This is a genomic window from Aequorivita sp. Q41 (genome assembly GCF_039831855.1).
Lineage (GTDB): Bacteria > Bacteroidota > Bacteroidia > Flavobacteriales > Flavobacteriaceae > Aequorivita.
On sequence record NZ_JBDPMS010000001.1, the window covers coordinates 1532704 to 1552544 of the forward strand.

Here is a 19841-nt window from a genome sequence, read left to right on the forward strand (position 1 = left end):
GATAGAAAGAGGTGATGGAATTAATACGGGATCCGAGAGTAGAATCAGTTTTTAATAGCTACCCCGATACGGTAAAAAAACAAATGCGTTACCTTCGGAAATTAGTTATAGACACAGCCTCAGAAATCGCTATGCTGGAAAAAATGGAGGAAACCCTTAAATGGGGTGAGCCAAGTTATGTAACAAAACATGGAAGTACACTACGTATGGACTGGAAAGAAAAAACTCCCAATCAGTATGCATTGTATTTTAAATGCACCTCTAAGTTGGTGCCATCATTTAAAAAACTATTTAAAGATAAATTCAATTTTGAAAAAGATAGAGCAATAGTTTTCGAACTAAATGACGAAGTACCTGAGGCCGAATTAAAACAGTGCATTACAATGGCACTAACCTATCATAAAGTAAAAAAGCTGCCATTATTAGGAATGTAGCAGCATTAAAAAGTAGAATAAATCATCAAGTAGCGCATAATTTCAACAATCAAGAAAAATGAAAAAAACAAAAACAATAATCATTCTTAGCACGATTGCCATACTATTTATAGTTTCTATGTATTGGTTGTATTCAAAAAATATTGAAGACCCAGTTGTTTATGAAACCGAAAAACCTACAATGGGTTCAATCGTTAAACAAACCGTTGCAACTGGGAGCATTGTGCCAAAGGAAGAAGTGCTTATTAAACCAAATATTTCGGGAATTATAGATGAAATATTTGTGGAAGCGGGAACCGTAGTAAAAGCTGGCGATTTGATAGCAAAGGTAAAAGTGGTTCCAAATGTTTCTTCTTTAAATAGTGCCAAAAGCAATATAAACAGTATTCGAACACAGGTTGAAACTGCGCGTCTTGCTTTTGAAAACCAAAAAAACATGTACAACCGTCAAAAGGAACTATTTGAAAAAGGGGTGATTTCTGCCAATGAGTTTGACAACGCTCAGCTAGCTTACGATCAAGCACAGCAAAGGCTTAAGCAAGAACAAGTAGGACTTACGGCTGCAAATCAAAATTACGATATCGTTAAAACTGGAACAACCAGTGGAATTGGAGCTTCTGCAAATACAGAAATTCGCGCTACAGTTTCAGGAATGATTTTAGATATTCCCGTTAAAACCGGAAATCAAGTTATTGAAGCAAATAACTTTAATGACGGAACCACAATTGCAACTTTGGCTGATGTTGATAAAATGATTTTTGAAGGGAAAGTTGATGAAAGTGAAGTAGGAAAAATAAAAGTAGGGCTTCCTTTGGAAATCACCGTAGGTGCCATTCAGGATAAAACCTTTAATGCCGAACTAGATTACATTGCCCCAAAAGGTATAAGTGAAAACGGTGCAATTCAGTTTGAAATTAAAGGAACTATGAAACATTTAGACACGATTAATACATTTATTCGTGCAGGATTGAGTGCTAATGCTTCCATTATTTTGGCTAAAGCTGAAAACGTACTTACGTTAAAAGAAGCATTGGTTCAGTATGATACAAAAACGCAAAAACCTTTTGTGGAAGTTATGACTGGGGAGCAAAAATTTGAAAGACGCGATATAGAATTAGGCGTTAGTGATGGTATAGATGTAGAAGTAAAGAGTGGAGTTTCGGAAAACGATGCTATAAAAGTGTGGAACCAATTAAAACCAGCAAGCTCTTCTGCACAATAGTAATTTGTTAGACCTGACTCCTAAAACAGAAATTATAAATTTTAATTTTAATTTTTTTGTAACGCAATAGCAATACAAAAGACTTATTCAGCAATAGAAAAACTTATGAAGAAGATAGCAATCCCTTTCTTTTTTTTGATGCTAAGCATTTCCTTGACCGCTCAAAACAAACAGTGGACATTAGAAGAGGCAATTGAAAAAGCTTTAGAAGAAAATATTGCCGTAAAACAAGCTCAGCTAGATCTTGAATTAGCGGAAATTGATAAACTCAGCGCACTTGGTAATTATTTGCCTTCCTTTAATGTTTCTGGATCAAATTCTTGGAATACAGGATTGACGCAAAATATTACAACTGGAGTTTTACAAAATCAGACTACACGTAACTTTTCAGCAAATGCAACTGTTGGAGTAACTATTTTTAACGGCCTTAGTAATCTACGCCAATCGCAGCGTGCGAAATTATCTAGGCTTGCAGCCCAATATAATTTAGAGCAAATTAAAGATAATACGGCGCTTTTTGTTGCAAACGCATATTTGGAAATTCTTTTCAACAAGGAAAATCTAAATGTGTTACAAGCCCAGCATAAAATTACTTTAGAACAGCTTGAGCGCTCAAATCAATTGGTCGATGCAGGTTCAATTCCACGTGGGGATTTGTTAGAAATTCAATCTACTGCAGCAAATGAAGAACAACGTATTGTACTTGCGGAGAATACAATTCGGATTTCATTAATAAACCTTGCACAAATTCTTTTAATAAAGGATTATGAAAATTTTGATATTGCAGAAAGCTCATACGACGCTCCCTTAAGTGATATTGCCAATACTACTCCAGCGCAAATAATTGCAAAAGCTAAAGAAGCAAGGCAAGAGATTAAAATTGCAGACGCCAATATTGCGATTGCAAACAAGGATGTTCAGATTGCAAGAAGTAATTACTACCCTACGTTATCGGGTTTTATAAATTATAATACTAGAGAATCTGGTGCTGAAAGAATTTCAGAAGGAGGGATCGATCCCGATCAACCTACTAAAGTTATTGGGCAAGTTGCGGGCACAGGAGATGTGGTTGTAGCACCAAACTTTACACTGTTTACGAGTCCGCCAGCGCCATTTTTTGAACAACTATACCTAAACGATGGTATTTCGTACGGGCTTCAATTAAATATACCTATCTTAAATGGGTTTTCAGCAAGAGCAGCTGTGCAGCGAAATAAAATAAATGTAAAACGCGCCGAATTTCAAAAAGAGCAAGTAGAACTCGAATTAGAGTCTAATGTTTACCAAGCTTATACAGATGTTGTTGGTGCGCGTAAAGCATACGAAGCTGCTTTAGTAGCGGTACATGCACAGGAAAAAGCGTATGAATATTCTACAGACCGTTTTGACGTAGGTTTGTTAAATTCATTCGATTTTAGCCAAGCAAAATTTAGATTAGAGAATGCGCAAAGCGAAGCATTACGTGCAAAATATGATTATATATTCAAAATCAAAGTATTGGAATTATACTTTGGTGTTCCTCCTAGCGAGTTAAAATTTTAAGTATGAAGAAAAAAACACTTATTTGGCTTATTGTTGGTATTTCACTTCTTTTAACACTGCTTATCATAGGAAAAAAAGCAGGATGGTTTGGAAAATCTGGGGATTATAAACAAGTTGAAATAGTTAGTATTGCACCTCTAAATATTATTGAAACCGTTGCTGCAACTGGAAAAATTCAACCTGAAGTAGAAGTAGCACTTTCTTCCGAAGTTTCTGGAGAAATCATTGCGCTTCCTGTAAAAGAAGGGCAAACAGTAGCAAAAGGGGATCTTTTGGTAAAAATTAATCCAGACCTTATTCAAGCTGCTGTAAGCCAATCGCAAGCTGGGCTACAAAATGTACGTGCACAATACTCACAAGCCCAAGCAAGTGAGAAAAATGCAAAGTTAAATTTTGAAAGAAACAAAGCTCTTTTTGAAAAAGGAGTGATCTCAAAATCTGAATGGGATAAATCTGTTGCTGATTACGATATGGCGCAAGCTAGTTCAAAAGCCGCATTTTACAATGTTCAGAGCGCTTCAGCAAATGTTAAGCAATCTGTAGACAATCTTTCTAGAACTTCAATTTATGCGCCAATGAGTGGTACTATTTCAAAGCTTTCCGTAGAATTAGGAGAGCGTGTTGTTGGAACTGCGCAAATGGCAGGTACTGAAATAGTTCGCGTTGCCAATCTTCAAAATATGGAAGTTGAGGTTGATGTAAATGAAAATGATATTGTAAAAGTTGCAGTAGGCGACTCTACTATAGTTGAAGTTGACGCCTATTTAAAGCGTGAATTTAAGGGGATTGTAACCGAAATAGCTAACAGTGCAGAAAGCACACTTACTGCAGATCAGGTTACTAATTTTAAGGTAAAAGTTCGTATTCTTCCAGAATCATATAAGGATTTAACGGAAGGGAAATCTGAAAGCTTTTCACCTTTTCGTCCAGGGATGACTGCTACGGTAGATATTATTACCAACACAAAGAGAAATGTAATTGGGGTGCCTATTAGTTCAATTGTTATAAAAACGGACACTACAGATGCTAAGAAACCGTACACGGGTGAAGTTGCCAATACTAATGCAGAAAAATTTGAAGCTGTTTATGTAAAAGTTGGAGAAGAAGCGAAACTTCGTGTTGTAAAAACTGGAATCCAAGACGATTCAAATATTGAAATAATTTCTGGCCTTAAAGAAGGTGAAACTGTTATTACTGGCCCATACAACACGGTTACAAAATTATTAAAACAAGGCGATAAGGTTGAAGCTACTTCAACTGAAAAAGATAAAAAGTAAAAAAATGGCTGTTATACTTTGTCTAGAAACCGCTACCACTAATTGCTCCGTTGCCGTTTCTGTTGATGGTATAGTAAAATCAATCAGGGAAGAAAACAATCAAAAGTTTTCTCACGCAGAGAAACTACATGTTTCTATTGAGGCGGTTTTAAAGGAAGCTAGAATAGATAAAAAACAACTAGATGCAATTGCGGTAAGCAAGGGTCCAGGATCTTATACAGGGCTTCGTATTGGCGTTTCAGCAGCAAAAGGACTGTGTTTCGCATTGGATATCCCTTTAATTTCTACTTTTACTTTAGAAGTTTTAGCGCAGCAAGTTGCTAGTGAAGATGCTTTTATTATTCCGTTGCTTGATGCGCGGAGGATGGAAGTATATTCGGCAGTTTTTAACTCAGAAAAAAAATTGCTTCGCGAAACGAAAGCCGAAATTTTAAATGAAAATTCTTTCCTTGAATATTTAGAAGTTAAAAAAACTATTTTTATTGGGGATGGTGCTGAAAAGTTTAAAGTGTATTGCCAACATAAAAATGCCTTTTTTATTGATGCCAAATATCCTTCTTCAGCTGAAATGGTACAATTGGTTGAAGCTAAACATAAAATAAGCGACATAGAAAATGTCGCTTATTTTGAGCCTTTTTATTTAAAGGAATTTATGTTAGGATAGCTATTGCTCTTTTACTATAATAAAGAATCGAAGTACGTTACTAGCTTAATTAAATCTCTTTCCTTATCAAGATCAATATCGTTTTGCTTAATAAAGTTTTTAACTTCATTTTTCTTTGAGTCCATCATTTTAAGGACTTTAGATTTGCTGTTAGGCATTTCTAGAAAAGTGCCATTTTGAACCAAGTAATATTTTACTGTTTTAGAAAAAGATGGTGGTGTATCTTTTTCATATGAAGTTTTAGCTTTGCGTGGTTCTCTAAAAAGAGAAGTGGTTTTTTTATAAAGATCGTAATGCTTACCATCAATCAAAACATTAAAATAGCCTCCTTTTTCGTTACTTCCTTCAAAAGGAACAAAGACGAAGATGTCTAACCCAATTTTTGCAAAAATCTTAGGATCTTTTGTTAAAGCTCCATAATTTTTATCCGATTTGTATTTTTTAATCTCAATTTCGTCTGCAAAAGCATTATAGCGCATTGGTACGTCTGCTTTAACAATTTTATCCTCCTGGAAAATATTACCCGTTAAGAAGTTTGGATTGGCGTAGGCTTCTTCTTTTATAGCTTCGAACTCTGCTTCAGTTAGTCCAAAAGCTAAACCTTTTTTTTCGTTAACACTTATGGTTCTAGAATATACATCAAAGCTACTGTTTTCTGCTTGGGAGAAAACTGACAACGAGCCTAGCGCAATAGCGCCAGTTAGTATTAATTTTTTCATATTTAATTTTATTTCTTATAAAGTTATAATTTTTTTAAAGAAGTGAATCAAAATATGAAACTAATTTAACTAAATCTCTTTCGGTGTTTAAGTCAATATCGTTTTGTATGATATAGTTTTTCACTTCATCTTTTTTAGCGGCCATCATTTTTAGCACTTTAGATTTGCTGCTGGGCATTTCTAAAAAAGTGCCGTTCTGCACTAAATAGTATTTAACTTTTTTAGAAAAAGAAGGTGGGATATCTCTTTCATATGATGTTTTGGCTATACGTGGCTCTACAAAAAAAGTTGTAATTTTTTTATAAAGGTCATATTTCTTGCCATCGCTTAATACATTAAAATAGCCTCCTTTTTCGTTGCTTCCTTCATAAGGAGCAAAGACGTATACGTCTAATCCTAGTTTTACAAAGATACTAGGGTCTTTTGTTAATGCACCATAGTTTTCATCAGAGGCGTATTTTTTTATTTCAATCTCATCTGCATACGCATTGTAGCGCATTGAAACATCAGCTTTTATTAATTGATCTTCTTGGTAAATGTTACCATTTATAAAGTTTGGATTTGCGTATGCTTCATTTTTTATTGCATTGATTCGTTCCTCATTAATTCCAAATGATTCCCATTTTTGTACTAAATCAATGTTTTTATTATTCAATACAAACCAAGCTCCATCTGATTGTGAAAATAATGGGTTTGAAATTAAGACTAGGATTCCAATAATTAATAATCGTTTCATTGTGAAGGTGTTTTTTTATAAAAATATAAAATATAAGTTTAAAATCAATGTTTTAACTTCTTATGGTTTCTAAGTTAAAATGGTGTACATCTCTTTGCGGGAAGGGAATTGATATTCCTGCAGCTTCTAACCTTGCTTTTCCTTCTTCCAAAATTAACCAGCGGAGATTCCAAAAATCTTCATTTCTAGACCAATAGCGAATGGTGAGGTTTACAGCGCTATCGCCCAGTTCAGCAACTGCCGCCATAGGGGTTTTATCTTCGTGTTTTAAAACGGTTTCTTGTTCCTTAACTAAATTCAATAGTATTTCTTTAGCTAGTTTAATGTCATCTCCATAGCCGATACCGAAAGTTATGTTTTCACGACGTATTCCTTCTGCCGAATAATTTATAATATTGTCGTTGCTTAACTTTCCATTTGGAATTATAGCAAGCTGATTTCCAAAAGTGGTTAGTTTGGTGTTAAATATAGAAATGTCTTTTACAGTTCCATCGATGCCTTGTGCACTAATAAAGTCGCCCACTCTAAAAGGTTTTAAAAGTAAGATTAATATACCCCCAGCAAAATTTGCAAGTGAGCCTTGTAGTGCTAAACCAATTGCAAGACCTGCGGCACCTACAATAGCAACCAGCGAAGCAGACTCAACACCTAGTTGGGTGACTACTAATACAAAGAGTACTATTTTTAACCCCCAGTTTATTAAACTAGCAATAAAATTTTCCAGCGTAGGGTCGTATTCCTTTTTATCGAAAAATTTTCGTATAAATCCATTTGCAATTTTTATTAGCCACATACCAATAAATAGCATCAGTATAGCGCCGATTAGATTTGGGAGAAAGTCGATTAATTTTTGTCCATACTCTTCGATGTATATATCCAAGTTCTGAAATTTTTCCATAGTATTCATTCTTAGGGTTGCTTTAATATTTAAACAGTTGATTTATATGTATTTATCCGTAGGATTTTTTGTTGGTTTTTTTTAAAATAAATATTTTTTTTAAAAATAAAAATGAAGCTATCTAAAAAGTAAGTTTCGATTTTGTGGGTAGCACAGTCGAATTCAGTTTTACTTTTTAGATAGCTTCATTTTATAATTACTCAGTGTGTTTTAATTTACTTCAAATGTAATTTTTACGTTTACACGAAAATGTGTAATTTGATCTTTATCGATTACGCAACTCTGTTCTTGTACATAGACCGATCGAATGTTTTTTATGCTTTTTCCAGCCTCTTTTACTGCATTTCTAGTTGCATCTTCCCAGCTGTCTTTTGAACTTGCAAGGATCTCAATTACTTTAAGTACTGCCATGATAATAGTTTGTTAAGGTTTATAAACCTCAAGATACAATTAATCGAGCCTAAAAATCTGAAAATTAAGTTAAAAGGAGGAAATTACTGCGTCCAAAAAAAGATTTTAGCCATTTACAGCCTCTACACTATTTATCTGCCCTTGCAGCATTTCTTTTAGCATGGTTTCTATCCCGTTTTTTAGTGTAATTGTAGAAGATGGGCAACCGCTACAAGCGCCCTGAAGTATAACTTTTACAGTTTTGGTTTCTACATTAAATGAATCAAAAAGTATGTGCCCTCCATCACTTGCTACTGCGGGTTTTACATATTCATCTAAAATGGAGATGATTTCTTTTTCAAGGGCGGTATGGTTTTTTACAACTGCTTCCGGAGTGTTTGCTTCTGAAATGTTTTTTGAAGCATTGGTAGCATTTAGTATTTCATCATTTAGCACAGGTTTCCCATCTTCAATAAATTTGCGAATAAACTCCCTAATCTCCATAGAAATTTCTTGCCATTCAGCTACGTTGTATTTCATTACGGAAACATAATTGGCGCTTATAAAAACTTCTTTTACAAAAGGAAAGCTAAATAAGGCTTTTGCCAAAGGTGAATGTACTGCATCATCAATATTTTTAAACTCAAAGGTTCCAGTTGCGAGCGGTTTGTTGGCCACAAATTTCATTACTGTAGGATTTGGCGTACTTTCCGCATAAATACTAACAGGAACTTTTTTTGGCGCATCCGTTTCTGTAATTACGGCTTTCCCAGTATTTAGGTAGGTTACAATAGATTCTGCCACTTCTTCTTGCACATCTTTCCACGCTACAATGTTATATTTTTCGATAGCGATGAAATTTTGTGAAATAAATACCGTTTTAACAAACGGAAGATAAAAAAGTTGTTGTGCCAATGGACTTGGTTTAGCTTCATCGATATTCTTGAATTCGTAGCTGGTAGCGCGTGTTAAGAAAGAATTAACAATAAATTTAACTATATTTTGATTGTTGGTTTCAGAAATTTCTATGTTAAATTGTGGCATTTAGTAGTTTTTTTTGCAAAAATATAAAAAGAAAAACAATGTATTCAATATATTTGGCACTGTAATACCCATATTTATGAAAAAATTAATACTTCTCTTACTATTTACGCTCCCATATTTTGTGTTTTCACAAAATATAGACACGTTTAAACAATTTAATGGTCGTTATGATTTTACGGCTGTTGGTAATACATTAAACACGGGCGAAAATAACCAAGGTTCCTGTGATATGCTGCTCCAAAGTAGTGCTACACTTAACCTAGGGCCAGGAACAACCTTGGTTTCGGCGCACCTTTATTGGGCGTCTATCGGTACAGGTGACTTTGATGTAAACGTTAACGGCACGCCTGTTAGTGCTGAAAGGACATTCGCACATACCTTTAATGGGGATCCGTATTTTGGTGCTTATGCTGAAGTAACTAATATCGTAGCTGCTACCGGAAATGGCACTTATACGTTCTCTGATATGGATGTACAGGCGCTATTGCCTCAATATTGTGGTACTAACTTTGGGGGATGGGCTATTTATGTTATTTATGAAGACCCTTCCTTATTGCTTAATCAAATAAGTTTGTTTGATGGGTTGGAAAGTGTAAATAACGTTAATTTTCCATTAAGCATTAACTTAGGAAATCTTGACGTAACCTCAGATCAGCTTTCAAAAATTGGGTTTTTAGCATGGGAAGGAGATGAAACACTTGCAAATCAAGAGAGTTTACGGATTAATGGAACGCTTATAGACAATCCTCCATTAAATCCTTCAACTAACGCTTTTAATAGTACCAACTCATATACTAACTCGGCAGTTAGTTATCAGATGGATTTAGATTATTACGATTTAGTAGGAATCGTACAACCGGGTGATACAAATATTCTTATTGAGCTTACTTCTGGGCAGGATTATATAATGGTTCATAATATTATAACCAGTGTAAATTCTGAATTACCGGATGCTACCATTGAAATAGACAACCTTGGTGTTTTATGTCAAAATGGTAATATCGATGTAGATTATACAGCGTATAATGTAAATAGTACAAATGAATTGCCAGGAAATACGCCAATAGCATTTTATTTAGATGATGGTGTTAATCCTCCCGCATTATTAGGGCAAACAAATACAATAAATCTAATTCCGATAGGGGGTTCAGAAAGTGGGACTATTACTTTAGCTATTCCTTTGGCTACTCCTAATAATTTTGACTTAATTGCTGTTATTGATGATATTGGTAATGGTACTGGAGTAGTTGCAGAAACTGATGAATCAAACAATGAATTTACATTTGCTGTAGACCTAAGTACGGCGGGAATACTTTTAGATCCAGGGCCAGCATGTTTGGGAAGCCCTGTAATTTTAGATTCTGGAGTTACCGATCCTCCATTCAATATTCAATGGTTTAGAAATACAGTGCCTATTCCTGGAGCAAACGGATCCACTTATGCCGTTACTACAAATGGAATTTATACTGTAGAAGCGGTAGATGGACTTTGTAGAGTAGAGAGTAATCCAGTGGTAATTACGTTTAGACCACAGCCTGTAGCCAATCCAAATGGAGAAGATTTAGATTTACACCAATGTGATTTTGGCACTACAACAGGCGTATTTAATCTAACCGATAACGATGCCGATATCTTAGGAGGTCAAAACCCTGCAGATTTCGATATTTTATATTATGAAACACTTCAGGCAGCAATGGATGGAGTGCCTGGAACAGAGATATTAGGGGGAGTTCACTTTATTGTTCCTCCTTCGCCACAAACTATTTATGCAAGAATTCAAGACAGTGCAAGTGGTACTTGTTTTGATATTGTAGACTTTAAAATATATTTTAGCCGTGCCATTTCTGGGATTGTAAATGACAGAAGCTTCTGTGATTACGATCAGGATGGAGGCGAACGCATTGATCTTGAGGCAGAATTTAATCCAGAAGTTTTGGATGGACAGCCTGCTTCAGATTATAACATTACCTATCATAGTAGTCAAGCAGATGCAGATGCCGGTGCTGGCGCGTTAGCAATTCCATATTTTGTTAATGCCCCAAGTGAAACCCTATATATACGTTTGGAAAACCGTGATAACCCTACTGTTTGTTTTGATACAAATGAAACGGTAACTATAACTATAGATTCGCCACCAACAATAAATACTACCCCACCAAACCTTATACTTTGTGATGATAATAACGATGGTTTTGCAACTTTCGACCTTAGTTTACAAGATAATGAAATAACATTAGGCGACCCGAACTTACAAGTTTCCTATCATGGAACATTGTTAGACGCTGAAAATGGAGCCTTGCCATTACCAAATTTTTATATCAATGACCGTAGGTATTTGGATTTTCCTGATACCGATCCACTTTCCCCTGGTTATGGAACGGGAGGTGTTTGGGCACGTGTAAGAAGTACAACAAGTAGCTGTGTTTCTGTTGTTCCTTTTACTTTAGAAGTTCGTTTTTCTCCAGTAGGAACTACTCCTGAGCCCTTGCGCTTATGTGATGATGCTGTAGCAGATGGAATAACTCGTTTTGATCTTACAGTAGTTGAGGCAGAAGTACTTGGCGCTTTAGATCCAACAGGTTTTGACCTTTATTATTATGAAAATTTCTCGCAAGCTGTAGCTGCGGGAGATTTAGCAATTACACCAACTCCTGATTTTTCACAGGCTATTGCAGACCCCACAAACTTTTTTAACAATACCAATCCACAGATTATTTATATATTAATAGTAAGTAATACTACGGGAACCATACCACCAAACCCAAACAGTGCTGAGGGTTGTTATGATATTGTGGAGTTGGAACTTCATGTGGATCCACTTCCTTTAGATTATGGCCCTTTTTCATATGAGTTATGTGATGATGACTTGCAAGGAAGTACCCTAACAGATGAAATTTCTACTTTTAATCTTACAAGTATTGATCCAGATGTAACTAACAATGATAATTCATTAACCGTAGAATGGTTTTTAAACTTAGCAGATGAAGCGGCTGATACACCTATTCCAAACCCAACAACCTTTCAAAATACAGTAACGCCACAAACGGTAATTGGTAGAGTTACGTCTGGGCGTGGTTGTGAAACATTGGTAACCCTTACGTTAACCGTATTGCCAAATCCAAATCCAAATATGACGCCAACGCCATTGGAGCTTTGTGATGACGATGACGATGGTCTTGTTGGTGGATGGGATCTTACCTTGGCAGATACAGATATTACTGCTAATGAAGCGGATGTATCTGTGCGTTACTTTAGAACCCGAGCACAGGCAGTTGCTGGTTTGCCAGCAACGGTAATAACAATGCCTTTTACTAATACAGTTCCATTTATACAAACAGTGTATGCACGTGTAGAAAAGGATGTTCCTCCTGCAAGCTTAGGGTGTTATACAATTGTTGAGCTAGAATTACACGTAATTGCATTGCCAGATAAACCTCAAATGCCTCCTTTTACAGATCCATTTATTGGGTGTGATGAAACGAATAGCGGGACGGCACTTTTCGATTTAACACGCCAAAATGTTGGTGTTATTGGAACTCAAAATGCAGCAGACTTTTTACCTATTTTATATTATGATACAGATTTAGCAACTGCACAAGCTGGTGTTCCTGGAACTGAAATAGGAAACCCAACAGCATATGTTAGTGCTGGAGGCGTACCAATATGGGTGCGTTTAGAGAGTATAATAACGGGTTGTGTTCGTATTACAGAATTTCAACTTGCTATTGAGCTTTTCCCTACCATTGGTGTAGGTAATGATTTAAGTGAATGTGATGACTTACTTAGCGGTAGCGATACAGATGGTCTAGCTACCTTCGATTTAACGGTTAATGATGATCTTATTTCATTAGGAGATCCTAATCTAGATGTATTCTATTACGCATCTCCAGGCGACCAAGCAGCTAATAACCCTATAGCTAACCCTTCTGCGTATCAAAATACTACGGCTACACAACAGCGTATTTTTGTTACTGCTTTTAGTCAGAATGGGTGTAGAGCAACAAATTCATTCTTAATTACTGTAGAGCCTACTCCAGATGCATTTTCACCTGGGGTAATGGTAGCATGCGATTCTGATTATGATGGTTTTGCGGATTTCGATTTAACAAGTCAAGATGACTTTATCACCAATAGCGATGCCAACCTAACGGTTTCATACCATACCACTTTATTGAATGCTCAAAATGATGATTCGCCAATTACAACTCTTTATGAGAACGATGTTCCTTATAATGATGTGCCAATCACAGACCCATTAGCGCCAGATTATGGAACAGGGGGTGTTTGGGCAAGAGTAACTACCACTGTAAACAGCTGTCATCGAATAATTTCATTTGCATTAGAAGTGCACGCCTCGCCAATTGCTTCAGAGCCAGAGCCTTTAAGAGCCTGTGATTTTGATGGGGATGGAGTAGAAATTTTCGACCTAACAGATGCTGAGGCTGATGTTTTAGGAAGTTTAGATCCTACGCAATACGATGTTTACTATTATGAAAACCTTATAGATGCGCAAACTGCGGGTGACCTTGCGTTATTAGCACCAGATTTTTCAGCTGCAATTGCAGCCCCTGGAGCATACCCAAATACTGCAAACCCACAAACTTTATTTGTACTTGTAGTTGGTAATGCGCAAAGCAGTATTCCTCCAAATCCAAATGGTGCCGAAGGATGTTATGATATTGTAGAATTGCAACTTTTTGTAGATCCTGTTCCAATTAATAACGGACCTTTTACAAATTCACTTTGTGATGATGATCTTCAAGGAAGTACCTTAACGGATGGGATCTCTACTTTTGATCTTACTCTAAATGACTTCTTAATAACAGGAGGTGCTCCTGGATTGACAGTAACATGGTTTGAAGCGTCTGGAACTCCAATTTTAAACCCAGAGACCTATCAAAACATTGCTACCCCACAAACAGTTATTGGAACAATTACTTCAGAATTTGGATGTGCAAACGATGTAACAGTTACCTTGAATGTATTGCCAAATCCAAATCCAAAAATGGATCCTGATCCAATCGAGTTCTGTGATGAGGGAGTTATTGACGATGGAATTGTAAATTTCTTCGACCTTACTGTACGTGATGCAGAAATAATAAACGGCCAGAATGATGTTTCTGTTCTTTATTATGAAACGGAACAAGAAGCGATAGACGGTGTTCCTGGAACAGAAATTTTAGGTCTTTACACAAATACAACCCCTTTCAACCAAATTATTTATGCAAGGGTTACCAATGATGTACCACCAAAACAATTGCCTTGTTATACAATTGTAGAGTTAGAACTTATTGTAGTGCCACTTCCTGATAGAGTAGATCCTACTACTTTTGAAGACCCAATCTTTGTTTGTGATGAAGATGGTAATGGCATGGCTATTTTTGACCTTACAACTCAGAATACCTCGGTTTACAATGGGCAAAACCCAGCAGATTTTGAACCAATTACCTATCACATTAGCTTAGCTGATGCTGAGGCAGGCACTCCTTTTATTACTACTCCAGATGCATTTGAAAGTGGAAGTAGAACAATATGGGTGCGTTTAGCAAGTATTGCAACAGGCTGTGCAAGAATTACACCTTTTGAAATTATAGCAGGTGTTTTCCCAGGTTCAGGAACTGCAAACGATTTGATACTTTGTGATGACGAAGTTAATGGAAGTACAAGCGATGATGGGATTTCAACCTTCGATTTAACGGAGAATACTCCATTAATAACCAATGGTGATCCTACATTAACAGTACTCTACTATGCTTCACAATTTGATCAGGATAACGATATCCGAATTGCAAATCCTACAGCTTATCAAAATGTTGATACTCCGCAGCAAGAAATATTTGTTACCATATTAGGTCAAAATACATGTAGAACAACGCTTAGTTTTATGATTATTGTTAATCCAATCCCAGAACCGGTAGCACCAACTCCGTTGTTTGCTTGTGATATGGATAATAATGGAATAGCATTCTTCGATTTAGAAAGTAAATCTGATGAAATTAGAGGAGGAGACCCTACTTTAATAATTACCTATCATGAAACAATGTTCGATGCCAGAACTGGCGATGCTGCATTAACTAGCCCGTACGAGAATATTTTCTTAAACAATCAGACCATCTATGTTCGTGCTGCTTATGATGCACCACCAGCAGGTTCGGGATGTTATACAATTGTAACCTTAGAGTTGATTGTAAATCCTACACCACTCGTTCCAAATGATCTTCCAGATCTTGTAGCTTGTGATGATAGTGGCTTTTATGAATTTGATTTAACGGTTCAAGAAGAGTTAATTTATGGCACTCAAACCCCAACAGATTATACCCTTAGATATTACCTTAATGAAGCTGATGCAATTGCCGGAGGAAACGGTTTTATTGTTCAGCCAGAGGTGTATACAAATACCGGTAGTCCACAGACTATATGGGTGCGATTAACCGATAATCTTACGGAATGTTATAAAGTAGCTAGTTTTAATCTAGTTGTAAATAGCGGTTTACTAATCGTTGACCCAACTCCATTGGTATTATGTGATGATTTAGGCGAAGATTTCGATGGAAAAACTAGTTTTAATCTTACAGATAAAAATGGGGAAATAACAAACGGTGTAGTTACACAGGGTGTTTCATATTTCTTAACAGAAGAAGATGCCCAAGACAACATAAACCGTATAGATCCTGATACTGCCTATGTGAATGAAGATGCTAATGGAAACCCAATAAACCCACAATTATTGTATGTACGTGTGGAAGATAGTAATAGTAAGTGTATTTCATTTACAACATTAATCATCAGAGTTGTTCCTAATCCAAACCCAGTGGATCCTGAACCAATAGAGCTTTGTGATTTAAATGAAATAGTTCCTCCTGGACCTTATGATGAAGTGGAAATATTTGACCTTACTATCCGTGAAACGCAAATACTTAATGGTAATAACTGGACTATAGGGTATTATGAAAACTATGACGATGCTATTAACGAGAACGACGAAATAGTTGCTCCAGAAGTTACAGCATACCAAAACACAAGCAATCCACAGATTATTTATGTGCGTACTACAAACCCAACATCCTTATGTTTTGAAATTGTAGAGCTTGAGTTAATAGTTAATCCGCTACCAGATGATAGCGCAATAGTAACACCATATATTGGCTGTTCATTGGATGGTAGTGAAATAGGAGTCTTTAACTTAGAAACAAAGGTTGATGAGATTTTGGGTGGACAAACACAACCACCTTTTGAAGTTACTTTTTATATAGATATGCTAGATGCTGAAAACGGTATCAACGCAATTGTAAATACAACTTCATACCAAAATAAGGATGGTAACAACAACCCAATAAATCCACAATTAATATATACTGGTATCCGTAATACGGAAACAGGTTGTTACATTGGCGGTGTTCAAAGTTTTGAACTTATTGTTCAAGATGGAGCTACTGCAAATTCACCATCCGAACCATTTATTATTTGTGATAACCTTCCGCCAAGCGATGGGTATGGTGAATTTGATTTTGATGATGTTACTAACCAACAGGTTTCAGATTTGAGAGCAGAAATATTGGGAGGACAAGACCCAGCTATTTTTGAAATTACATTCCATGAAACAGAAGATGAAGCAGCAGCAGGAATTGAGGCAATCACCTTCCCTTATGTAAACATCATTAATCCACAACGTATCTATATTAGAGTTACAAATAATGATAATCTTTTAGAACCTAAATGTTACGGAATCGCAGAGATGGTTATTAAGGTAGAACAAATAGAAGACGTAACTTTTGATGGCGATTATCGCTTATGTGTTGATGAGAATGGAAACCCAATACAAGAAGTAGAAGGAAGTCCTTCCCCACCAATTATAGATTCAGGTTTAGACCCAACACTATACACATTCCAGTGGGATCTTGATGGGGTAATTCTTGTTGGAGAAAATGGCCCTTCCATTATCGCACTTCAAGGTGGCGTATACACGCTTACTTATACTGAATTAGCTTCAAACTGTGAAAATGTTGTGAGCGCTACAGTAACAGTGTCATCACCACCATTTGTATACGAAGCAAACTTGATTAATGGGGCCTTTGCAGGAAACCATATAATAGAAGTGATTGCAGAAGGTGAAGGTACTTATGAATACCAATTAGATGATGGCCCATTCCAAGACAGCAATATTTTTGAAAATGTTGAACCAGGAAACCACACAGTTACAATCAAAGATAAATTTGGTTGTGGTGAGGTAACGTTTGATGTAGGTGTAATTGATTACCCACCTTATTTTACGCCAAATTCTGATGGATATCACGACACTTGGAATATTATTGGTATTGCAGCAGGAGATCCTACAGCTAAAATCTATATTTTTGATCGCTTCGGAAAACTGCTTAAGCAATTAAGTCCGTTAGATACAGGATGGGATGGAACCTACAACGGTAATCCACTACCATCGAGTGATTACTGGTTCCGAGTTGAATATACTGAGGACGAAGTCGCTAAAGAATTCAAAGGACATTTTACCCTAAAACGATAAACAGAGATTATGAACATCAAACAAATTCCTTTTATCCTACTTTTGATATCATCGCTTTATGGATTTTCTCAAGATGGAATACCTGTATATTCAGATTACTTATCTGATAACCTATACTTATTGCATCCATCAATGGCTGGTGCCGCTACGCATAATCAATTACGATTAACCGCAAGGCAGCAATGGTTTGATCAAGATGAAGCGCCAAATCTTCAAACGTTTAGTTTTAATGCACGATTAGGTGAACAATCTGGAATAGGTGCTATCTTTTATAATGATAAAAATGGTTACCACTCTCAAACAGGAGGATATATAACCTATGCCCACCATATTATGTTTTCAAGAAGTGAAGCAGATTTAAATCAATTATCATTTGGTTTAAGTGCAGGATTGACACAGTCTAGACTTGATGAAACCCAATTTGATTTAACAGATTTCGATCCTGTGATTGGAGGAATTATTCAGAGTTCATCATATTTTAACGTAGATGCAGGACTTTCCTATAATTTCTTAGACTTCTCTTCTCATTTTACGGTAAAGAATATCATATTTCAAAATAGATCGATCTATTCTGAAAAGTTTGAATCGAACAATCAGCGTAAATACATTCTTTCTGCAGCATATGCTATTGGGCAATATGGCGCAGACTGGAGCTATGAGCCTTCATTCCTTTTTCAATGGACGGAACGTACAGGAGAACAGTCAATAGATGTAAACTTCAAGGCGTATAGAACCATGGATTTTGGTCAGCTATGGGGTGGTTTATCTTATAGAAGAAGTTTTGACGGGGCAGAATATCTTGACGGACAAGAAATAAAAGGCCAGAAACTTCAGTATATTACACCTATTCTAGGTATAAATTACAATAACTTTATGTTTGCGTATACCTATTCCCACCAATCAGGAACTGTAAAGCTTCAAAGTGGCGGCTTTCACCAAATTACAATAGGATATGACTTTTTGGGGGGTAGAAAAGAACCATACGACTGTAACTGTCCAGCAATTAATTAATTTTATTGCTTAATAAAAAACCAATAAAGCCTGACATATTAATTTGTGTCAGGCTTTGTTTTTAACGAGTAAAATAGCTTACTCCCAAGAATAATTTTTTTGTTGTGCTTGTTTTTTTATAGCTTCCAGCATAGCGTTTTCTAACCCATTTTGAGCTTTATTTGTTTGTTCAGCTACATACGTTCTGCGCTTTTCGTTTAACTCCATGATCTGTTTCTGGATTGCTTCTCTTTCAGCGCGCTTTGCTTTAAGGTACTTTTTTATTTCTAAAGAATTCATCCCCTTTAATTCCTGTGGTAAATCTTCTTTTTTCAATTTTTCATATTTAAAATCTGCCTCAGCTTCTGCATCAACCAAATCCCAACTGCTATTGGTGTACAAATGGCTTCCTTTAGAAATCGTTCTGCTTACCGCATTTGCGATGCTATATTCTGCTGCATTTTCATCTTGCTCCTTTTGCACACGTACTTTATGACTCCCCGAACTTCCGTAAGGAACATACGTTTTGTTTAAATTCACATTTAATTGAATTATAACATCATCGTAGGGCGAAGGCACATAAACGGTCTGCTGGTTCTGATTTATCGCCATATAATCGCCATAGGTACGTTGAGCGCCATCTTTCCAATAACTATCAATCCCATGTTCGTAATTTCCACAGAAAATAGTATTTACAATCACACCTTTTTCTTTGGCGTTTGTAGTTGCATCTTTATAGTTTAGTCGCCCTTGATCAAAAGCTTCGTTTCCAGCAATAAAAATCATTTTTAAGTCATCACTCTCACTGCCCCAATCTAGCTTATCTAACGCTTCCTGAATTACAGTACCACAATATTCACTTCCACCATTGGTGGTTAAAGAAAAAAGCTCTTTTGAAACATCATCTAAATCTTCTGTAAAACTCAAAAGCTTACGAATGTAATTGTTATAAGCGCTTAAATTATCATTGCCATATTCATATAATGCTATTTGTAGTTTTGGTCGGTTGTTGTGGTATTTCGCATAACTCAACTCATTTACTATTTCCCACAATTGTGCTTTGGCTTGGTCTATAAGTCCATCCATACTATTACTTGTGTCTAAAAGCAAAGCTACTTTTATATAGTGCTGTTTTTTAGGAGTTTGAGCAGTAGCAATTGCTAAGGTTTCTGGTGTTTTTGTTTCTGCTTTGCATGAAGCCGTTAATGTAACGACTGCTAGCAATAGGATAAGCTTTAGCTTTTTCATAATTTTCTTTTTTTTAATCATTTCAATTTTCAATTGCGTAAACCTAAGACGAACTTTTTCTTAAAAAAAGCTACTTTGAGGCAGTACTTACTTTAAAATAGTAAAAGCATTGTTTGGGTGAGTTAACGTGTAGTTTTTGGTAGTTGTAAAAGCTATTTT

13 protein-coding genes are annotated in these 19841 nt (G+C 36.0%); 7 read left to right on the forward strand and 6 right to left on the reverse strand.

Annotated features, from left to right (window positions below; all coding sequences use genetic code 11):
- Positions 1 to 14 precede the first annotated feature (14 nt).
- The 5 genes from ABJ955_RS07035 (at position 15) to tsaB (ending at position 5139) form a co-directional block, all read left to right on the forward strand.
- The gene (locus tag ABJ955_RS07035) at positions 15 to 434 is read left to right on the forward strand and encodes a DUF1801 domain-containing protein (protein WP_347373889.1); all 420 of its coding nucleotides are present in this window, start codon (positions 15 to 17) and stop codon (positions 432 to 434) included.
- A 58-nt stretch (positions 435 to 492) separates the two neighbouring features.
- A complete protein-coding gene (locus tag ABJ955_RS07040; RefSeq protein ID WP_347373890.1) occupies positions 493 to 1656 on the forward strand; it encodes an efflux RND transporter periplasmic adaptor subunit in 1164 nt (387 codons plus the stop codon).
- A 105-nt stretch (positions 1657 to 1761) separates the two neighbouring features.
- Complete coding sequence (locus ABJ955_RS07045) at positions 1762 to 3198, forward strand: TolC family protein (protein ID WP_347373891.1); 1437 nt, start codon at positions 1762 to 1764, stop codon at positions 3196 to 3198.
- Between the two features lie 2 nt (positions 3199 to 3200).
- On the forward strand, positions 3201 to 4475 hold the full coding sequence (locus ABJ955_RS07050) for an efflux RND transporter periplasmic adaptor subunit (RefSeq protein WP_347373892.1): 1275 nt from the start codon (positions 3201 to 3203) through the stop codon (positions 4473 to 4475).
- Between the two features lie 4 nt (positions 4476 to 4479).
- Positions 4480 to 5139, forward strand: coding sequence for a tRNA (adenosine(37)-N6)-threonylcarbamoyltransferase complex dimerization subunit type 1 TsaB (gene tsaB, locus ABJ955_RS07055; protein ID WP_347373893.1), 660 nt, complete (start codon positions 4480 to 4482; stop codon positions 5137 to 5139).
- Between the two features lie 14 nt (positions 5140 to 5153).
- On the opposite strand, the gene ABJ955_RS07060 is transcribed toward tsaB, so the two are convergent.
- The 5 genes from ABJ955_RS07060 to ABJ955_RS07080 form a co-directional block, all read right to left on the reverse strand.
- Positions 5154 to 5858, reverse strand: a complete 705-nt coding sequence (locus ABJ955_RS07060) for a hypothetical protein (RefSeq protein WP_347373894.1) — start codon at positions 5856 to 5858, stop codon at positions 5154 to 5156.
- Positions 5859 to 5892: 34 nt separating this feature from the next.
- The gene (locus ABJ955_RS07065) at positions 5893 to 6594 is read right to left on the reverse strand and encodes a hypothetical protein (RefSeq protein WP_347373895.1); all 702 of its coding nucleotides are present in this window, start codon (positions 6592 to 6594) and stop codon (positions 5893 to 5895) included.
- A gap of 52 nt (positions 6595 to 6646) precedes the next feature.
- Positions 6647 to 7492, reverse strand: a complete 846-nt coding sequence (locus tag ABJ955_RS07070) for a mechanosensitive ion channel domain-containing protein (protein WP_347373896.1) — start codon at positions 7490 to 7492, stop codon at positions 6647 to 6649.
- Positions 7493 to 7702: 210 nt separating this feature from the next.
- Positions 7703 to 7903 (reverse strand): dodecin family protein, encoded by a 201-nt coding sequence (locus tag ABJ955_RS07075; RefSeq protein ID WP_347373897.1) that lies wholly within the window; start codon positions 7901 to 7903, stop codon positions 7703 to 7705.
- 105 nt (positions 7904 to 8008) lie between these two features.
- Positions 8009 to 8926 carry a NifU family protein gene (locus ABJ955_RS07080; protein WP_347373898.1) on the reverse strand — a complete coding sequence of 306 codons (918 nt, stop codon included), beginning with the start codon at positions 8924 to 8926 and terminating at the stop codon, positions 8009 to 8011.
- Between the two features lie 76 nt (positions 8927 to 9002).
- Between ABJ955_RS07080 and ABJ955_RS07085 the strand changes: the two genes are divergently transcribed.
- Both ABJ955_RS07085 and ABJ955_RS07090 read left to right on the forward strand, forming a co-directional pair.
- Entirely contained in the window at positions 9003 to 17444 is an 8442-nt protein-coding gene (locus ABJ955_RS07085; protein ID WP_347373899.1) for a T9SS type B sorting domain-containing protein, read from the forward strand.
- Between the two features lie 9 nt (positions 17445 to 17453).
- Complete coding sequence (locus ABJ955_RS07090; RefSeq protein ID WP_347373900.1) at positions 17454 to 18455, forward strand: type IX secretion system membrane protein PorP/SprF; 1002 nt, start codon at positions 17454 to 17456, stop codon at positions 18453 to 18455.
- A 78-nt stretch (positions 18456 to 18533) separates the two neighbouring features.
- Here the strand turns inward: ABJ955_RS07090 and ABJ955_RS07095 are convergent, their stop codons facing one another.
- Positions 18534 to 19682, reverse strand: coding sequence for a vWA domain-containing protein (locus tag ABJ955_RS07095; protein ID WP_347373901.1), 1149 nt, complete (start codon positions 19680 to 19682; stop codon positions 18534 to 18536).
- Positions 19683 to 19841 lie beyond the last annotated feature (159 nt).

Excerpts from the sequence above, each read along its gene's own strand:
- ABJ955_RS07035 (WP_347373889.1), top strand. The coding sequence starts at position 15 with ATGGAATTAATACGGGATCCGAGAGTAGAATCAGTTTTTAATAGCTAC.
- ABJ955_RS07040 (WP_347373890.1), top strand. The coding sequence starts at position 493 with ATGAAAAAAACAAAAACAATAATCATTCTTAGCACGATTGCCATACTA.
- ABJ955_RS07045 (WP_347373891.1), top strand. The coding sequence starts at position 1,762 with ATGAAGAAGATAGCAATCCCTTTCTTTTTTTTGATGCTAAGCATTTCC.
- ABJ955_RS07050 (WP_347373892.1), top strand. The coding sequence starts at position 3,201 with ATGAAGAAAAAAACACTTATTTGGCTTATTGTTGGTATTTCACTTCTT.
- tsaB (WP_347373893.1), top strand. The coding sequence starts at position 4,480 with ATGGCTGTTATACTTTGTCTAGAAACCGCTACCACTAATTGCTCCGTT.
- ABJ955_RS07060 (WP_347373894.1), bottom strand. The coding sequence starts at position 5,858 with ATGAAAAAATTAATACTAACTGGCGCTATTGCGCTAGGCTCGTTGTCA.
- ABJ955_RS07065 (WP_347373895.1), bottom strand. The coding sequence starts at position 6,594 with ATGAAACGATTATTAATTATTGGAATCCTAGTCTTAATTTCAAACCCA.
- ABJ955_RS07070 (WP_347373896.1), bottom strand. The coding sequence starts at position 7,492 with ATGGAAAAATTTCAGAACTTGGATATATACATCGAAGAGTATGGACAA.
- ABJ955_RS07075 (WP_347373897.1), bottom strand. The coding sequence starts at position 7,903 with ATGGCAGTACTTAAAGTAATTGAGATCCTTGCAAGTTCAAAAGACAGC.
- ABJ955_RS07080 (WP_347373898.1), bottom strand. The coding sequence starts at position 8,926 with ATGCCACAATTTAACATAGAAATTTCTGAAACCAACAATCAAAATATA.
- ABJ955_RS07085 (WP_347373899.1), top strand. The coding sequence starts at position 9,003 with ATGAAAAAATTAATACTTCTCTTACTATTTACGCTCCCATATTTTGTG.
- ABJ955_RS07090 (WP_347373900.1), top strand. The coding sequence starts at position 17,454 with ATGAACATCAAACAAATTCCTTTTATCCTACTTTTGATATCATCGCTT.
- ABJ955_RS07095 (WP_347373901.1), bottom strand. The coding sequence starts at position 19,682 with ATGAAAAAGCTAAAGCTTATCCTATTGCTAGCAGTCGTTACATTAACG.